General features: G+C 68.4%; 14 protein-coding genes and 1 pseudogene. 11 read left to right on the plus strand and 4 right to left on the minus strand.

What is annotated here, in order from left to right:
- From BEMPMBAN_RS27450 to lipL, 4 genes and pseudogenes are all read left to right on the plus strand, one after another.
- A pseudogene (locus BEMPMBAN_RS27450) lies at positions 1 to 353 on the plus strand (methylmalonyl-CoA mutase); the annotation flags it as partial.
- Between the two features lies 1 nt (position 354).
- Positions 355 to 2,607, plus strand: a complete 2,253-nt coding sequence (gene scpA / locus BEMPMBAN_RS27455) for a methylmalonyl-CoA mutase (protein WP_159229070.1) — start codon at positions 355 to 357, stop codon at positions 2,605 to 2,607.
- Positions 2,608 to 3,603 carry a methylmalonyl Co-A mutase-associated GTPase MeaB gene (gene meaB, locus BEMPMBAN_RS27460; RefSeq protein ID WP_159229071.1) on the plus strand — a complete coding sequence of 332 codons (996 nt, stop codon included), beginning with the start codon at positions 2,608 to 2,610 and terminating at the stop codon, positions 3,601 to 3,603. It begins immediately after the preceding gene.
- Positions 3,604 to 3,655: 52 nt separating this feature from the next.
- Entirely contained in the window at positions 3,656 to 4,951 is a 1,296-nt protein-coding gene (gene lipL, locus BEMPMBAN_RS27465; RefSeq protein WP_159229072.1) for an esterase/beta-lactamase LipL, read from the plus strand.
- A 1-nt stretch (position 4,952) separates the two neighbouring features.
- Here lipL and BEMPMBAN_RS27470 read toward each other — a convergent pair whose 3' ends face one another.
- Together BEMPMBAN_RS27470 and BEMPMBAN_RS27475 are read right to left on the minus strand one after the other, a co-directional pair.
- Positions 4,953 to 5,687 (minus strand): hypothetical protein, encoded by a 735-nt coding sequence (locus tag BEMPMBAN_RS27470; protein WP_159229073.1) that lies wholly within the window; start codon positions 5,685 to 5,687, stop codon positions 4,953 to 4,955.
- Positions 5,688 to 5,698: 11 nt separating this feature from the next.
- Complete coding sequence (locus tag BEMPMBAN_RS27475; RefSeq protein ID WP_159229074.1) at positions 5,699 to 6,073, minus strand: XRE family transcriptional regulator; 375 nt, start codon at positions 6,071 to 6,073, stop codon at positions 5,699 to 5,701.
- Positions 6,074 to 6,209: 136 nt separating this feature from the next.
- Here BEMPMBAN_RS27475 and BEMPMBAN_RS27480 point away from each other — a divergent pair, with 136 nt between their 5' ends.
- Both BEMPMBAN_RS27480 and ileS read left to right on the plus strand, forming a co-directional pair.
- Positions 6,210 to 6,812, plus strand: a complete 603-nt coding sequence (locus BEMPMBAN_RS27480) for a hypothetical protein (protein ID WP_159229075.1) — start codon at positions 6,210 to 6,212, stop codon at positions 6,810 to 6,812.
- Between the two features lie 238 nt (positions 6,813 to 7,050).
- Positions 7,051 to 10,212: an isoleucine--tRNA ligase gene (gene ileS / locus BEMPMBAN_RS27485; protein WP_159229076.1), complete on the plus strand. Its 3,162-nt coding sequence runs from the start codon at positions 7,051 to 7,053 to the stop codon at positions 10,210 to 10,212.
- An 82-nt stretch (positions 10,213 to 10,294) separates the two neighbouring features.
- On the opposite strand, the gene BEMPMBAN_RS27490 is transcribed toward ileS, so the two are convergent.
- Positions 10,295 to 10,528 carry an RNA-binding S4 domain-containing protein gene (locus BEMPMBAN_RS27490; protein WP_159229077.1) on the minus strand — a complete coding sequence of 78 codons (234 nt, stop codon included), beginning with the start codon at positions 10,526 to 10,528 and terminating at the stop codon, positions 10,295 to 10,297.
- 69 nt (positions 10,529 to 10,597) lie between these two features.
- Here BEMPMBAN_RS27490 and BEMPMBAN_RS27495 point away from each other — a divergent pair, with 69 nt between their 5' ends.
- Complete coding sequence (locus BEMPMBAN_RS27495) at positions 10,598 to 11,935, plus strand: DNA polymerase IV (RefSeq protein WP_425294926.1); 1,338 nt, start codon at positions 10,598 to 10,600, stop codon at positions 11,933 to 11,935.
- 15 nt (positions 11,936 to 11,950) lie between these two features.
- On the opposite strand, the gene BEMPMBAN_RS27500 is transcribed toward BEMPMBAN_RS27495, so the two are convergent.
- Positions 11,951 to 12,853: an asparaginase gene (locus tag BEMPMBAN_RS27500; RefSeq protein WP_159229079.1), complete on the minus strand. Its 903-nt coding sequence runs from the start codon at positions 12,851 to 12,853 to the stop codon at positions 11,951 to 11,953.
- A 43-nt stretch (positions 12,854 to 12,896) separates the two neighbouring features.
- Here BEMPMBAN_RS27500 and lspA point away from each other — a divergent pair, with 43 nt between their 5' ends.
- The 4 genes from lspA to BEMPMBAN_RS27520 are packed head-to-tail and all read left to right on the plus strand — an operon-like array spanning position 12,897 to position 16,106.
- On the plus strand, positions 12,897 to 13,574 hold the full coding sequence (gene lspA / locus BEMPMBAN_RS27505) for a signal peptidase II (RefSeq protein WP_159234676.1): 678 nt from the start codon (positions 12,897 to 12,899) through the stop codon (positions 13,572 to 13,574).
- Entirely contained in the window at positions 13,574 to 14,503 is a 930-nt protein-coding gene (locus tag BEMPMBAN_RS27510) for an RluA family pseudouridine synthase (protein ID WP_159229081.1), read from the plus strand. The genes lspA and BEMPMBAN_RS27510 overlap by 1 nt, the downstream gene beginning before the upstream one ends.
- On the plus strand, positions 14,500 to 15,390 hold the full coding sequence (gene rarD, locus BEMPMBAN_RS27515) for an EamA family transporter RarD (protein ID WP_159229082.1): 891 nt from the start codon (positions 14,500 to 14,502) through the stop codon (positions 15,388 to 15,390). Before BEMPMBAN_RS27510 ends, rarD begins: the two co-directional genes overlap by 4 nt.
- 53 nt (positions 15,391 to 15,443) lie before the next feature.
- Positions 15,444 to 16,106 (plus strand): TetR/AcrR family transcriptional regulator, encoded by a 663-nt coding sequence (locus tag BEMPMBAN_RS27520; protein WP_159229083.1) that lies wholly within the window; start codon positions 15,444 to 15,446, stop codon positions 16,104 to 16,106.
- Positions 16,107 to 16,170 lie beyond the last annotated feature (64 nt).

Consider the following 16,170-nt stretch of genomic DNA (forward strand, 5'->3'; position numbering starts at 1 on the left):
CGCTCGGCCCGCTCGCCGAGCACAACATCCGCACCACGTTCATCTCGAACCTGCTGGCCTCCGGGGGAATCGAGGCGGTCAACCCCGGACCGTTGGAGGCCGCCGGTGTCGGCGAGGCCGTCGCCGAACTCGACGGCGCCGAGATCGCTGTCGTCTGCGGCACCGATTCCCGTTACGCGAACGAGGCTTCGGCCGTGGTCGACGCCGCGCGGCAGGCCGGTGTGCGCCACATCCTGCTGGCTGGGCCGGAGAAGGCGGTCGCGGAAGCCGACTCGAAACCCGACGGTTACCTGACCGCGAAGATCGATGCGGTCGAGGTGTTGTCGGACCTGCTGACCCGATTGGGGGCGTGACATGACCGCGACCAAACCAAGCATCGGCAGCTTCGCCGACGTCCCGCTGCGCGGGGAGCGCACGCCGGTCGCACCGACGTCCGCCGATGTCACCGAACAGGTTTCGGCCGCCGCCGCGGCGCACGGTTACACCGCCGAACAGCTCGACTGGACCACCCCCGAGGGCATCGACGTCAAACCGGTGTACATCGCCGCCGACCGCGACGAGATCGTCGGACAGGGCTATCCGCTGGGCAGCCTGCCGGGGGAGCCGCCGTTCGTGCGCGGCCCCTACCCGACGATGTACGTCAACCAGCCTTGGACGATCCGGCAGTACGCCGGGTTCTCCACCGCCGCGGAATCCAACGCGTTCTACCGGCGCAACCTGGCTGCGGGGCAGAAGGGCCTGTCGGTGGCCTTCGACCTGGCCACCCACCGGGGCTACGACTCGGATCACCCACGGGTGGCCGGGGACGTCGGGATGGCGGGCGTGGCGATCGATTCGATCCTCGACATGCGCCAGTTGTTCGACGGGATCGATCTGTCGGCGGTGAGTGTGTCGATGACGATGAACGGCGCGGTGCTGCCGATTCTCGCGCTGTACGTCGCAGCCGCCGAGGAGCAGGGAGTGCCGCCGGAGAAGCTGGCCGGGACCATCCAGAACGACATCCTCAAAGAGTTCATGGTCCGCAACACCTACATCTATCCGCCGAAGCCGTCGATGCGGATCATCTCCGACATCTTCGGATACACCAGCGTGAAGATGCCGAAGTACAACTCGATCTCCATCTCCGGCTACCACATCCAGGAGGCCGGTGCGACTGCGGACCTGGAGCTGGGGTACACGCTGGCCGACGGTGTCGAGTACCTCAAGGCCGGGCTGGACGCCGGACTGGACATCGACAAGTTCGCACCGCGGCTGTCGTTCTTCTGGGGGATCGGCATGAACTTCTTCATGGAGGTCGCCAAGCTGCGTGCCGGCCGGCTGCTGTGGAGTGAGCTCGTCGCGCAGTTCGACCCCAAGAACCCGAAATCGCGGTCGCTGCGCACCCATTCGCAGACCTCGGGCTGGTCGTTGACCGCACAGGACGCGTTCAACAACGTCGCACGCACCTGTGTCGAAGCGATGGCCGCCACCCAGGGCCACACCCAGTCGCTGCACACCAACGCGCTCGACGAGGCACTGGCGTTGCCGACCGACTTCTCGGCCCGCATCGCGCGCAACACCCAGTTGCTGCTGCAACAGGAGTCCGGAACCACCCGGCCCATCGACCCGTGGGGTGGTTCCTACTACGTCGAGTGGCTGACCCACCAGCTGGCGACCCGGGCCCGCGCACACATCCAGGAGGTCGCCGCGCACGGTGGTATGGCCCAGGCCATCGACGCCGGAATTCCCAAGCTGCGCATCGAGGAAGCTGCCGCGCGCACTCAGGCGCGCATCGACTCCGGTCAGCAGACCGTGATCGGCGTGAACCGCTACCAGGTTGACGAGGATCACGAGATCGAGGTCCTGAAGGTCGAGAACAGCCGGGTCCGGGCCGAGCAGATCGCCAAACTCGAGCGGCTGCGCGCTGACCGTGACGACACCGCGACACAGGCCGCGCTGGCCGAACTGACCCGGGCGGCAGCGGCTTCCGGGACGTCCGGCGCAGACGGGCTGGGCAACAACCTGTTGGCGCTGGCGATCGACGCGGCGCGGGCGAAGGCGACGGTCGGGGAGATCTCCGCCGCGCTGGAGAAGGTCTACGGCAGGCACCAGGCCGAGATCCGGACCATCGCCGGGGTGTATCGAGACGAGGTGGGCATGGCCAGCAATGTCAGTAGCGCCACCGAGCTGGTGGAGAAGTTCGCCGAGGCCGACGGCCGCAGACCCCGGATCCTGGTCGCCAAGATGGGTCAGGATGGTCACGACCGCGGGCAGAAGGTGATCGCCACGGCGTTCGCCGACATCGGGTTCGACGTCGACGTCGGCTCGTTGTTCTCCACTCCCGAGGAAGTGGCGCGCCAGGCCGCCGACAACGACGTGCACGTGGTCGGGGTGTCGTCGCTCGCAGCGGGCCACCTGACTCTGGTCCCCGCGCTGCGGGACGCGCTGGCCGAGGTCGGCAGACCCGACATCATGATCGTGGTCGGCGGGGTGATCCCGCCGGGTGACTTCGACGAGCTCTACGCCGCGGGCGCGACGGCCATCTTCCCCCCCGGCACCGTCATCGCCGACGCGGCGATCGGCTTGCTGGGCAAGTTGGCCGAACGCCTCGGCTACCCGCTGAACTAGATGAGCCCATCTGCCGGTGAGCTGGCCGCGGCGGTCCGCGACGGTGACCGCTCGGCGTTGGCCCGGGCGATCACCCTGGTCGAGTCCACCCGCGCCGATCACCGCCAGCAGGCTCAGGAGCTGCTGCTGGAGCTGATGCCGCAAGCGGGCAGCGCCGTGCATGTCGGCATCACCGGGGTCCCCGGGGTCGGCAAGTCGACCTGTATCGAGGCGCTCGGGATGTACCTGATCGAGCAGGGGCACCGGGTCGCGGTCCTGGCCGTGGACCCGTCGTCCACCCGCACCGGCGGCTCGATCCTGGGGGACAAGACCCGGATGGCGCGCCTGGCGGTACACGACGACGCCTACATCCGGCCTTCGCCGACATCGGGGACACTCGGTGGTGTCGCCAAGGCGACCCGCGAGACGATCGTGTTGCTGGAGGCTGCGGGCTACGACGTCATCCTGGTCGAGACGGTCGGCGTGGGCCAGTCCGAGGTGACGGTTGCCAACATGGTGGACACTTTCGTGTTCCTCACGCTGGCCCGCACGGGCGACCAACTGCAGGGGATCAAGAAAGGCGTGCTCGAACTCGCCGACATCGTGGTGGTCAACAAGGCCGATGGTGAACACGCGGTGGAGGCCAAGGCCGCCGCCCGGGAACTGGCCGGCGCCATTCGCCTGATCTATCCCCGGGAAACCCTATGGCGCCCACCGGTTCTGACACTGAGCGCGTTGCACGGCACCGGCCTGACCGAGCTCTGGGACACCGTGCTCAAGCACCGCGAGGTGCTCACCGAGGCAGGGGAATTCGACGCCCGGCGGCGTCAACAGCAGGTGGATTGGACCTGGTCGATGGTGCGCGACTCGGTGCTGGACCGGGTGCTCTCGAGCCCCGGGGTGCGGCGGATCCGCGCCGATGTGGAGCGCCAGGTCCGCGACGGCGAGCTGACTCCAGCGCTTGCTGCGCAGCAGATCATCGACGCTGCCGAGCAGCCACCGGCCCCCCGGATTTAACGAATCGATAACTCCTGGGTTCTTTGCCGCGCAGCGGAGTAAATTCAATATTGTGACGGGCGTCAACAGCCGGGAGCGCAGCGCGGCGTTCCCCGAAGGGTCCGACGGCGCTGCCCTGCCGCATGGTGTCCAGGGCGCGGCGGACCCGAATTTCGGCTGTGCGGTGCGCGCGTTCTCACAGTTGTTCCCGTGGCGGCGCTTCGGCGGCGGAGCGTTGGCCGTCTACCTCGACGGGGAGCCGGTCGTCGACGTGTGGACCGGCTGGTCCGACCGCCGGGGTGCCCGGCACTGGAATGCCGACACCGGGACCATGGTGTTCTCGGCGACCAAAGGGGTGGCCGCCACGGTCATCCACCGACTGGCCGACCGCGGCCTCATCGACTACGACGCGCCCGTCGCCGAATACTGGCCCGAGTTCGGCGCGAACGGCAAATCGACGATCACGGTCCGCGACGCGTTGCGGCACCGGGCAGGTCTGTCGCAGCTCAACGGAGCGGTCAAGGGTGATCTCGTCGATCATCTGCGAATGGAGGAGCGGCTGGCCGCGGCTCCGGTCAGTTGGCTGCACGGCAGGCCCGCCTACCACGCGCTGACGTTCGGCTGGTTGTTATCCGGGCTGGCGCGTGCGATCACCGGCAAGGGGATGCGCGAGCTGATGCGCACCGAGGTCGCCGCCCCTCTGAACACCGACGGGCTGCACCTCGGTCGGCCACCGGCGCACGCGCCGACGCACGCCGCGCAGATCATCGGTCCGCAGAGCGCGCTGCAGAACCCGATCTTCAACCTGGTCGCCCCCCGGTTGGCTGCGCTGCCCTTCTCCGGTGGATTCGGTGCGATGTACTTTCCGGGAGTCAAGGCGTTCGTGCAGGGCGACATCCCGATGCTCGACAGCGAGATCCCCGCGGCGAACGGGGTGGCCACCGCCCGTGCGCTGGCCCGCATGTACGGGGCCATCGCCAACGGCGGACGCATCGACGGAGTGCAGTTCCTGTCCAGTCAGACCGCCGCCGCACTCGTCGGCCGGCCGAGCCTGCGGCCCGACCACACCATGGTGCTGCCGTTGGCGTTCCACCTCGGCTACCACAGCCTGCCGTTCCCGGGTGTGCTTCCCGGCTTCGGCCATGTCGGCCTCGGTGGCTCGCTGGGATGGGCCGACCCGCAGTCCGGACTGGCGTTCGGTTTTGTGCACAACCGACTGCTCACCCCTTTGGTCGTCGCGGATCAGGCCGGTTTCGTGGCGACAGCGGCACTGCTGCGCCGGGGCGCGGCGCAGGCCCGCAAGAACGGCTACCGGCCGGTGCACGAGTTCGGGGCGCCGTTCGCCGACCTGACCCGGACCGCGGTCTGACTCAACTGGTGGCGCGGGTGAACCACTTGGTTTTGATCCGCCACGAATACGCCGACGTCAGCGCGAAGCCGGCGCCGCACGCGCAGGCGAAAATCCACACCAGGGTGCTGCCCTGGACGGTCTGCAGCGGCGTGACGAATGCGGTGATGATGCGCACCACGCAGGCCGCGATGCCCATCCCGCACGCGAAGAGGTAGACGTTGGCGATCGGCCGCGAGCGCGGATCGACACGCAGGATCAACAGCGCGCGCGAGCCGTAACAGAGCAGGTAGATCAGCATGCCGCAGAGCAGCAGCCAGTAGACGTTCAGCCAGATGTCGGTGGGTACGTCGAAGAAGTCGGGCCGGTAGATCGCCGCACCGTTGCCCAGCCAGAACGCCGCCAGCAGCAGCGGTATGCACAGCGTCGCCGGCCGTTCGACGAACTGCTTGAACCGCCGGTTCATGGCATGGTCCTGTTCGAGCCTGCCCAACGCGTTGTAGACCACGGCCGACGCCGCGACGATGTAGGCGTCGTGGCCGAGGTAATCCTCGAGGTTCCATTTCCCGGTCAACGAGTGGAGCCAGACCCCGAGGGTTTCGGAGGCCAGCGGTGTCATCAGCAGCACCGCGATACCCTGCAGCGCGATGTTGAGGGTGGCGGCCACCTCCCAGCGGCAGGACCAGGTGACACGACGGATCCACAGGCTCCACAGAATGCACAGGAGCGTGATCGCGATGAGTGTCGCCAAACCCATTTCGGACCTGCTTACAGGGGAGGCGCGTCGAGGCGGGGCGTCAGCTCGGAGAGCTTCGACCGCTGCCTGACGGCTGATTTTGTCGTGGTGTCCTGCAGGGTCGCGGCCGCCGAGTGGGCGGACTCGGCGGCTCTGACGTAATTCCAGACTTCCTGGCGACTCATCAAGCCGAACTGGATCTGCAGGTCGGGATAGCTGAGGGCGAACCGGTCGGCCACTCGCCGGAGCTCCTCCGCGTTCGGGTAGTCGCTCTCCTTGATTCGCCGGTAATAGGTGCTGCTGGAGACACCGAGCGCGTCGAAGAGGTCCTTGGCGTCGATCTCTCCGTCGAGGAGGTAATCGAGCAGGGCCTTGAGCTGTCTGCCGTTCTCGTCGGTGCGTGGCACCTGAACACAATAAACCGAATTCCCGGGCAGGGGCAGCCCCTCCCGGCAAACAGATGGCAGGGCCTTAATTGACACAGCCGTCACGATTTTGGGAGTGGTCTCCCAATTCTGGGACATTCGCGCTACGGTGAGCCACATGGTCGCTCCCTACATGGCCGACGAGGTCAGGCCCTTGGTCACCACTGTTGCGGCACCTCTCGAGGTGTTCGATCGCCCAGAAGTCGCGGGAAATGCCCCGCGATTCGAAATTCTGAAAACCGCACCGACGAGCGAATTCGCCGACGAGGTCGATGGAGCCGCGGAATGGCTCGGCGTACCGGTGGCGGAGATTCTGCTCGCCGCGCTGGCCCGGGCACTGGGCCGAACCCGCGGCGAAGGTGAAGTAGCCGTCGAGGTCGCCGCTGATTCGCTTCCGGCGCCCCGCGCGGTATGGCTGATCTGTTCGGACGCCCTGCCGATGGGTCCCACGGAAATGTTGCAGGGTGCCCACACCGCACTGGCTGCGGCAGCGGGTAGGGCGGCCATCCCGTGCGAGGTCCTGCTCGATGTCGCCTCCGGTAAGCACGGCTCCGGCGGTGACCACGGCCTCGAACTGCACGTATACCGCGCCGCAGGAGCGCTGCACCTCGACTGGCATTACGACGCCACGAGATTCGACGCCTACAGCGTCGAAGAGATGGCCGAACAGTTCCCGCTCGCGTTGATCGAGATCACCTCGGACGCCGCGACGCCCCTGTGAATCGCGGGTGATTCCGCAGGCCCGCTAGACTGTGGGCCAGCAGCGTCGATCCGGCCATCACCGGGGAGCTTTCGGAAGAACAGCGTGCCGCGCTCAGTAGAACCGAACGGGTGGGCCCGTCATCGCCTCCATTGAGCGGCGCACCCTGGGTGCGCAAGCGGGGTGGTACCGCGGCGCTCGCGCAACGGCGCGACGTCGTCCCCGTGCCTGAACGACTTGGCACAGGAGACGTACGCACGTGACCGCCTACCCGAAGCCGGGCGCCGGAGCGCCCAAATTCCCGGCGCTGGAAGCCGAGGTGCTCGAGTACTGGGCGAGCGACAACACCTTCCGCGCGAGCATCGACCGCCGCGACGACGCACCGGAGTACGTGTTCTACGACGGGCCGCCGTTCGCCAACGGACTTCCGCACTACGGGCACCTGCTCACCGGCTACGTCAAGGACATCGTGCCGCGGTACCGCACCATGCGCGGCTACAAGGTCGAACGCCGCTTCGGCTGGGACACCCACGGTCTGCCCGCAGAGCTCGAGGTGCAGCGCCAACTCGGCATCACCGACAAGGCCCAGATCGAGCAGATGGGCATCGAGAAGTTCAACGACGCCTGCCGGGCGTCGGTGCTCAAGTACACCGGTGAGTGGCGGTCCTACGTCACCCGCCAGGCGCGCTGGGTCGACTTCGACAACGACTACAAGACACTGGATCTCGGCTTCATGGAGTCGGTGATCTGGGCCTTCAAACAGCTGTGGGACAAGGGCCTTGCCTATCAGGGCAACCGGGTGCTGCCCTACTGCTGGAACGACGAGACGCCGCTGTCGAGCCACGAGCTGCGGATGGACGACGACGTCTATCAGAGCCGGCAGGATCCGGCGCTCACGGTGGGTTTCCGCATCGCAGGGGGCCCGGCCGACTTGATCGGCGCCCACCTGTTGATCTGGACGACGACACCGTGGACGCTGCCGTCCAACCAGGCCGTCGCGGTCAACCCCGACGTCGACTACGTCGTCGTCGAAGCGCCCGACGGTCGGCGCTACGTGCTGGCCGCCGCCCGCCTGGGAGCGTACGCCCGGGAACTCGGCGAGGAGCCGCAGATCGTGGCCGGCTACTCGGGACGGGACCTGCTCGGCGTGCGCTACGTCCCGCCGTTTCCGTATTTCATGGACTCGGACAACGCGTTTTGCGTACTGCCCGCCGACTTCGTCAGCACCGAGGACGGCACCGGGCTGGTCCACATGGCGCCGGCCTACGGCGAGGACGACATGGCCACCGCGCTGACGGCCGACATCGAGGCGGTCACCCCCGTCGACGCCAAGGGACGTTTCGACAGCACTGTGCCCGACTACGCGGGTCAGCACGTGTTCGACGCGAACCCGCAGATCATCCGGGATCTGAAGAACGGGTCCGGGGCAGCGGCGCACAACGGCTCCGTGCTGCTGCGCCACGACACCTACGAGCACTCCTACCCACACTGCTGGCGATGCCGGAACCCGCTGATCTACCGGGCGGTTTCGTCATGGTTCATCAAGGTCTCCCAGATCCGGGACCGGATGGTCGAGCTCAACGCAGAGATCACCTGGTACCCCGAACACGTCAAGGAGGGGCAGTTCGGAAAGTGGCTGCAGGGCGCACGCGACTGGTCCATCTCGCGAAACCGCTACTGGGGCACCCCGATCCCGGTGTGGATGTCCGACGACCCGGCCTGCCCTAGGGTCGACGTCTACGGCAGCCTCGATGAACTCGAACGTGATTTCGGGGTGCGCCCGACCAATCTGCACCGGCCCTACATCGACGAACTGACCCGGCCCAACCCCGACGATCCGACCGGGCGTTCGACGATGCGGCGAATCGAGGACGTCCTCGACGTCTGGTTCGACTCCGGGTCGATGCCGTACGCCCAGGTGCACTACCCGTTCGAGAACCGGAGCTGGTTCGACGGAATCGATTCCGCCGACCCTGACAAGCAGGTCGTCGGGCACTTCCCCGGCGATTTCATCGTCGAGTACATCGGCCAGACCCGTGGCTGGTTCTACACGCTGCACGTCCTGGCCACCGCGCTGTTCGACCGCCCGGCGTTCAAGACCTGTGTCTCGCACGGGATCGTGCTGGGCAATGACGGGCAGAAGATGAGCAAGTCACTGCGCAACTACCCGGACGTGACCGAGGTGTTCGACCGCGACGGCTCGGACGCGATGCGCTGGTTCCTGATGGCATCGCCGATCCTGCGGGGCGGCAACCTCATCGTGACCGAGCAGGGCATCCGCGAAGGTGTGCGCCAAGTGCTGCTGCCGCTGTGGAACGCCTACACCTTCCTGGCGCTCTATGCGCCCGAGAAGGGCACCTGGCGCACCGATTCCACGCATGTGCTGGACCGCTACATCCTGGCCAAGCTGGCCGCCCTGCGCGACGAACTGACCGCGTCGCTGGACGTCTGCGACATCTCGGTGGCGTGCGACCAGCTCCGGCAGTTCACCGAGGCCCTCACCAACTGGTACGTCCGGCGTTCGCGTACCCGGTTCTGGGAGGAGGATCGCGACGCGATCGACACGTTGCACACCGTGCTCGAGGTGACCAGCCGGCTGGCCGCTCCGCTACTGCCGCTGATCTGCGAGGTGATCTGGCGAGGGCTCACCGGTGAGCGTTCGGTGCACCTGACGGACTGGCCCGAGGCCGGCGTGCTGCCCGCCGATCCGCGACTGGTCGCCGATATGGACCTGGTCCGTGAGGTGGCCTCGACGGGATCTTCGCTGCGCAAGGCCAAGAAGCTCCGGGTCCGGCTGCCGCTGCCGAAACTGACTGTGGCACTGGACAAAGCGGTTGACCCGTCCGCGCTTGCCCCCTACCGGGACCTCATCGCCGACGAACTCAACGTCAAAGCCGTCGAGCTCACCGACGACATCGCCGCCCACGGCCGGTTCGAGCTCGCGGTGAACGCCCGCGTCGCCGGTCCGCGCATCGGCAAGGACGTGCAGGCGGCGATCAAGGCGGTCAAGGCGGGGGAGGGTGTGCTCAGAAGCGACGGCACCCTGGAGGCCGGGCCCGCGGTCCTTCTCCCCGAGGAATTCAGCTCCAAGTTGGTGGCCGCCGACCCCGATTGGACGGCGGCCCTGCCCGACGGAGCCGGTCTGGTGGTGCTGGACGGGACCGTCACCCCGGAGTTGGAGGCCGAGGGCTGGGCCAAGGACCGCATCCGCGAGCTGCAGGAGTTGCGCAAGTCCAGCGGCCTCGACGTGTCCGACCGGATCTCGGTGGTGCTGTCGGTGCCTGGTGAGCAAGAGGATTGGGCGCGCGCACACCGCGACCTGATCGCGCGCGAGATCCTGGCGACCAGCTTCGAGTTCGGTGAGCCCGACGGTTTCGAGGAGATCGGCGATGGTGTCCGGGTGGCGATCGCCAAGGCGTGACCTGAACGCCCAACGTGCAGCCACGGTCGTGATTACGCCTCGATCGCGACCGTGAGTGCACGCTCGCGGGCAACCCTGGGCCTCAGCCTGCCGTGACCCGGGCACCACGGCCGTCGAAGACGACGACGTCACCGCCCCGCAGTTGCCTGCCGCGGCGGGTTTCGACGTCGCCGTTGACCCTGACCAGACCGTCGGAGATCACCGACTTGGCATCGGCTCCGGAGTCGATGAGGCCGGCCAGCTTGAGGAACTGGCCGAGGCGGATCGAGGCATCCCGGATCGGGACGTCGGAAGCCGCACCGTCCGGGTGTGCCATGCAGGTAAGGCTATCCCGCACCGCATAGCATCGACAGGTGTGGGCGCGCGATGGGTGCTGCACCTGGACATGGATGCGTTTTTCGCGTCGGTGGAACAGCTGACCCGGCCCACTCTTCGGGGTCGTCCGGTCCTGGTGGGCGGTCTCGGCGGTCGCGGTGTGGTGGCCGGCGCCAGCTACGAATCGAGGGTCTACGGTGCCCGGTCGGCGATGCCGATGCATCAGGCGCGCAGGCTCGTCGGCGCCGGGGCAGTGGTGTTGCCGCCGCGCGGTGTGGTGTACGGCCTCGCCAGCCGCCGCGTCTTCGAGACGGTGCGCACGATGGTGCCGGTGCTCGAGCAGCTGTCGTACGACGAGGCGTTCGGCGAGCCCACCGAGCTGGCCGGTGCTCCGAGCGCCGAGGTGGCGTCGTTCTGCGAGGCGCTACGGGCGGAGGTGACCGCCGTGACCGGTCTGGTCGCCTCGGTCGGTGCGGGCTCGGGTAAGCAGATCGCCAAGATCGCCTCGGGTCTGGCAAAACCCGACGGCATCACGGTGGTGGCCCGCGACGAGGAACACGCGCTGCTCGACGGGCTGCCCGTGCGCAAGCTCTGGGGCATCGGGCCGGTGGCCGAGGAGAAGCTGCACCGGCTCGGCATCGAGACGATCGGCGGTTTCTCGGCGCTGTCGGACGCCGAGGTCGCCAATATTCTCGGCCCGACGGTGGGCCCGGCGCTGCACCGGCTGGCGCGCGGCATCGACGATCGGCCGGTGGCCGAGAACGCACCGGCGAAACAGATCAGCGCCGAGTCGACGTTTCCCGAAGATCTGACCACTCTTGATCAGCTCCGCGACGCGGCCGCACCGATCGGCGAGCACGCCCACCGCCGCCTGCTGAAGGACGGCCGGGGCGCCCGCACCGTGACCGTCAAGCTGAAGAAGTCCGACATGAGCACGCTGACCAGGTCGGCGACCCTGCCCTACGCGACCACCGACGCCGCGACGCTGAACGCCACCGCGCGCAGACTGCTCCTCGATCCGGTCGAGATCGGCCCGATCCGCCTTGTCGGAGTCGGCTTTTCCGGTCTGTCCGAGGTTCAACAGGAGTCGCTGTTCCCCGATCTGGAGTTGATGGCGACCGAGGCGGTGGCGCGCATCGGTCTGCCGGAGCCGCTAGTCGAGGCCGGACCCACCGCGCCGGCGTGGCGGGTCGGCGACGATGTGGCGCACACCGAGTTCGGGCACGGCTGGGTCCAGGGCGCCGGCCACGGCGTCGTGACCGTGCGCTTCGAGACGCGCAGCTCCGGCCCCGGGCAGGCGCGGACCTTCGCCGGCGACGATCCCGCCCTGGCCCGGGCCAATCCGGTGGACAGCCTGGACTGGCCGGACTTCGTCGCCGAGCTCAATCGCTCCCAGCACGCGGGTTGACCTGAGCGGGGCCGGTCAGCCCCAACGCTCGAACGTCGCAGGCACCGGCGAGCCGGCGGCGAGCGCGGCCATCAGCAGCACCCGTGCCTGCGGGGGACCGAGCCGCGGCGCCGGGAACGCTCCGGCGTCGGCCAGCGCCCGTCCCGGGCCGTAACCGGGGCTGACGCGGCCACCGGGAACGCGGGTCGACACCGCGACCGCCACGCCGTTGCGGCAGTGTCGCCGCACCCCGTCGATCAGCGCCGCGCCGGCATTACCGGAACCGAGAGCCTGCAGCACGATGCCGCGGGCGCCGGCCGCGACGCACGCGTCGAGGGCGGCGGTGTCAGCACCGGGGTAGGCCACGACGATGTCCACCCGCGGTGCGTCCGCGGCCGCCAGGTCACCGAGGAACGGGCGGTTCTTGACCGGTCCGAGCGCCCGGCCGGCGAACGCCTGCAGCTCGCCGGTGGCGACCTTGCGCAGGCCCAGCGGCTCGAACACGGTGCCCGCGAAACTCACCACGACACCCCGGCCGCGGGCCTGCGGACCGGCGGCGACCGCGAGCGCGTCGCGCAGGTTGGCCGGGCCGTCGGCGTCGACCGCGTCGGCGCTGCGCTGGGCGCCCGTCAGCACCACCGGCGCCTCACCGCGGTAGGTGAGGTCCAGCCACAGCGCGGTCTCCTCCATCGTGTCGGTGCCGTGTGTCACCACGATCCCGTCGGCACCGTCGGTGACCGCAGCAGACCGGATCGCCGCGGCGATCCGGTCCCAGTCCGCCGGGGTCAGCTGTGAGCTGTCCAGCGACATGGCGTCGACGACCTCGACGTCGAGTCCTTCGGTGAGGTCGGCTCCGGTGAGGGTGGGGCGGAGTACGGCGTCGGCGTCCGCACTGGTCGAGATCGTCCCACCGGTGGCTATGACGACGAGGCGAGGCATGGGTGGAATTGTTACCCACCGGCTCTTTGCGATGATGGTGGGCGTGACTGATGAATCATCGAGCCCCGCCGAATCCGCGGCCGGGGACGAGCCGGCCCAGCCGTCTCCGCCACGCCGGCTGCGCCTGCTGCTCTCCGTGGCGGCGGTGGTGCTCGTGCTGGACATCGTCACCAAGGTGCTGGCGGTGCGGCTGCTGACGCCGGGCCAGCCGGTGTCGATCATCGGTGACACCGTCACGTGGACGTTGGTGCGCAACTCGGGTGCGGCGTTCTCGATGGCCACCGGTTACACGTGGGTGCTCACCCTGGTCGCGACCGGCGTGGTCTTCGGGATCATCTGGATGGGACGCAGGCTGGTGTCTCCGTGGTGGGCGATCGGTCTGGGGCTGATCCTCGGCGGCGCGATGGGAAATCTGGTGGACCGGTTCTTCCGCTCACCTGGACCGCTGCGCGGCCACGTCGTCGACTTCCTGTCCATCGGCTGGTGGCCGGTGTTCAATGTCGCCGACCCCTCGGTGGTGGGCGGGGCGATCCTGCTGGTGGTGTTGTCGCTGTTCGGATTCGACTTCGACACCGTCGGGAGGCGCCAGCCGGACGGCGGCGAGGGCACCGTCGGGAGGCGCCAGCCGGACGGCGGCGAGGGCACCGTCGGGAGGCGCCAGCCGGACGGCGGCGAGGGCACCGTCGGGAGGCGCCAGCCCGAAACCGAGCCCGAAACCTGATGACCACACGGTCGATGCCGGTTCCGGAAGGACTGGCGGGGATGCGGGTGGACGCCGGCCTGGCCCGGCTGCTCGGGCTGTCGCGCACCGCGGCGGCGGCGCTGGCCGAAGAGGGCGATGTCGAACTCGACGGCGCCCCGGCGGGCAAGTCGGACAAGCTGACCGCGGGCGCGTGGTTGGAGGTGCGACTGCCTGCGCCGCCGGCCCCGGTGGAGAACACCCCGGTCGACATCGACGGGATGTCGGTGCTGTATGCCGACGACGACATCGTGGCGGTCGACAAGCCTCCGGGGGTGGCTGCGCACGCCACCGTCGGCTGGCGCGGTCCGACCGTGCTGGGCGGTCTGGCGGCGGCCGGCTTCCGCATCAGCACCTCGGGCATCCACGAGCGTCAGGGCATCGTGCACCGACTGGACGTCGGCACGTCCGGGGTGATGGTGGTGGCCCTGTCCGAGCGGGCGTACACCGCGCTCAAGCGGGCATTCAAACAGCGCACCGTGGAGAAGCGGTATCACGCCCTGGTGCAGGGGCATCCGGACCCTTCCAGTGGCACCATCGATGCGCCGATCGGCCGCCACCGCGGCCACGACTGGAAGTTCGCGGTCGTCGACGGCGGCCGGCACAGCGTCACCCACTACGACACGCTGGAGGCGCATCAGGCTGCGAGCCTGCTCGACATCCACCTCGAGACCGGGCGCACCCACCAGATCCGGGTGCACTTCGCCGCACTGCACCACCCGTGCTGTGGTGATCTCACCTACGGTGCCGACCCGAACCTGGCCAGGAAGCTGGCGCTGGAGCGGCAGTGGCTGCACGCCAGATCTCTGGCGTTTGTGCACCCTGCCGACGGGCGCCGAGTCGAGATCACCAGCCCGTACCCGGCTGACCTGCAGCATGCGCTGGACATCCTGCGCAATCACGACCTGTGAGATCCGGGCTGCTGTTCGGTGTCGGGGCCTACGGCATGTGGGGGCTGTTCCCGGCTTTTTTCCCGCTGCTGAAACCTGCGGGCGCGGTCGAAGTGCTGGCCCACCGGATCATCTGGAGCTTCGTCCTGATGCTCGTGGTGGTCGCCGCCGTGCGCCGGCTGCGTGACCTCAGGGCGATCAACAGACGGACCTGGCTGTTGTTGGCGGCCGCCTCGGCCCTCATCTCGGTCAACTGGGTGATCTACGTCTACGCGGTGAACAACGGCCACGTCGTCGACGCCGCGCTCGGATACTTCATCAACCCGCTGGTCTCGATCGCGCTCGGACTGCTGATCTTCCGGGAGAGGCTGAACCGGTGGCAGTTCAGCGCGCTGGCGATCGCGGTCGTCGCCGTGGTGGTGCTCACGGTGAACGTGGGCGCGCCGCCGGTGATCGGTCTCGGTCTTGCGCTGTCCTTCGGCCTCTACGGTGCAGTGAAGAAGCTGGTGCCCACCGACCCCAGGGTCAGCGTCGGCGTGGAAGCCGCCATAGCCGCGCCGATCGCGGTGGGGTACGTGGTGGTCCTGCAGGTCACGGGTCAGGGAACGTTCACCGGCCACGGTGCCGGGCACGCCGGGTTGATGGTGCTATCGGGCGTGCTCACGGCGCTGCCGTTGTTGCTGTTCGCCGCAGCAGCCCAACGGCTCGCGATGGTTTCGCTTGGTCTGCTGTTCTACATGACCCCCGCCATGCAGCTGACATGGGGAGTGCTGGTCGGCCACGAACCGATGCCGCCCGCGCGCTGGTTCGGGTTCGCGTTGATCTGGGTGGCGCTGGCGGTGTTCACCGTCGATGCGGTGCGCCGCGCGCGTGTCATGCGGCGGGCTGCCGAGCCGTCCTCGGTGTGACATTTGCGAAAGTGCCGATTGACCCGTTATCAGCTATGCAATAGCGTTTGCTCGTGGAGTCCGAACCCCTGCCCCCGTCCCGGCAGCGGGGCCGTGGTCGCCCGGTGGGCTCGGACTCTGAAGCCACGCGGGTGCGGATTCTCGGTGCCGCCCGTGAGGTCATCGCCGAGCGTGGTTATCACGCGACGACGTTCCAGCAGATCGCCCTGCGCGCGGGCGTGAGCAGACCGACGCTGCACTACTACTTCGCCACTCGCGAACAGGTGTACGAGATCCTGCTGCGGGATGCGTACGCCCGGGTCGCCGAATGTGCCGTGGCCGCTCAGCGGGAGAGCGGGCTGCGGGATCAGTTGCGGGTGTTCGTCGAGCAGATGCAGCAGTTGAGCCTGCCCGATGCCGTGGCGATGCGGTTCCTGGTGACCGCCAGGCTCGAACACCACCGCGGCCGGCCGCGCACCGACGCGGCAGACGCCGTCGTCGCATCGGTGCACGGGTTCTACCACTCGATAGTGATGCAGGCGATCGCCCACGGGGAGCTGGCCGCCGATTGCGACCCGCGCGCGGTGGCGGACATGCTCGCGGCGGTGTTCTGGGGGATGGGCTTTTACGCCGGTTTCATCGACGTCACCGTGGCCACCGAGATTGCCAGGCAATTGCTGCGGGTGCTCGAAAACGGGTTGCTGGATCAACGCGTCGGTGCGCGGGTGGAAGCCTGATCCGAACAACACGAGACACGCAGCCCGACACGCCGCGCGCTGTCGGTGGCCGGTCATAGACTGG

The sequence above is a fragment of the Mycolicibacterium austroafricanum genome, assembly GCF_902705885.1.
In the GTDB taxonomy this organism is placed as follows: domain Bacteria; phylum Actinomycetota; class Actinomycetes; order Mycobacteriales; family Mycobacteriaceae; genus Mycobacterium; species Mycobacterium vanbaalenii_A.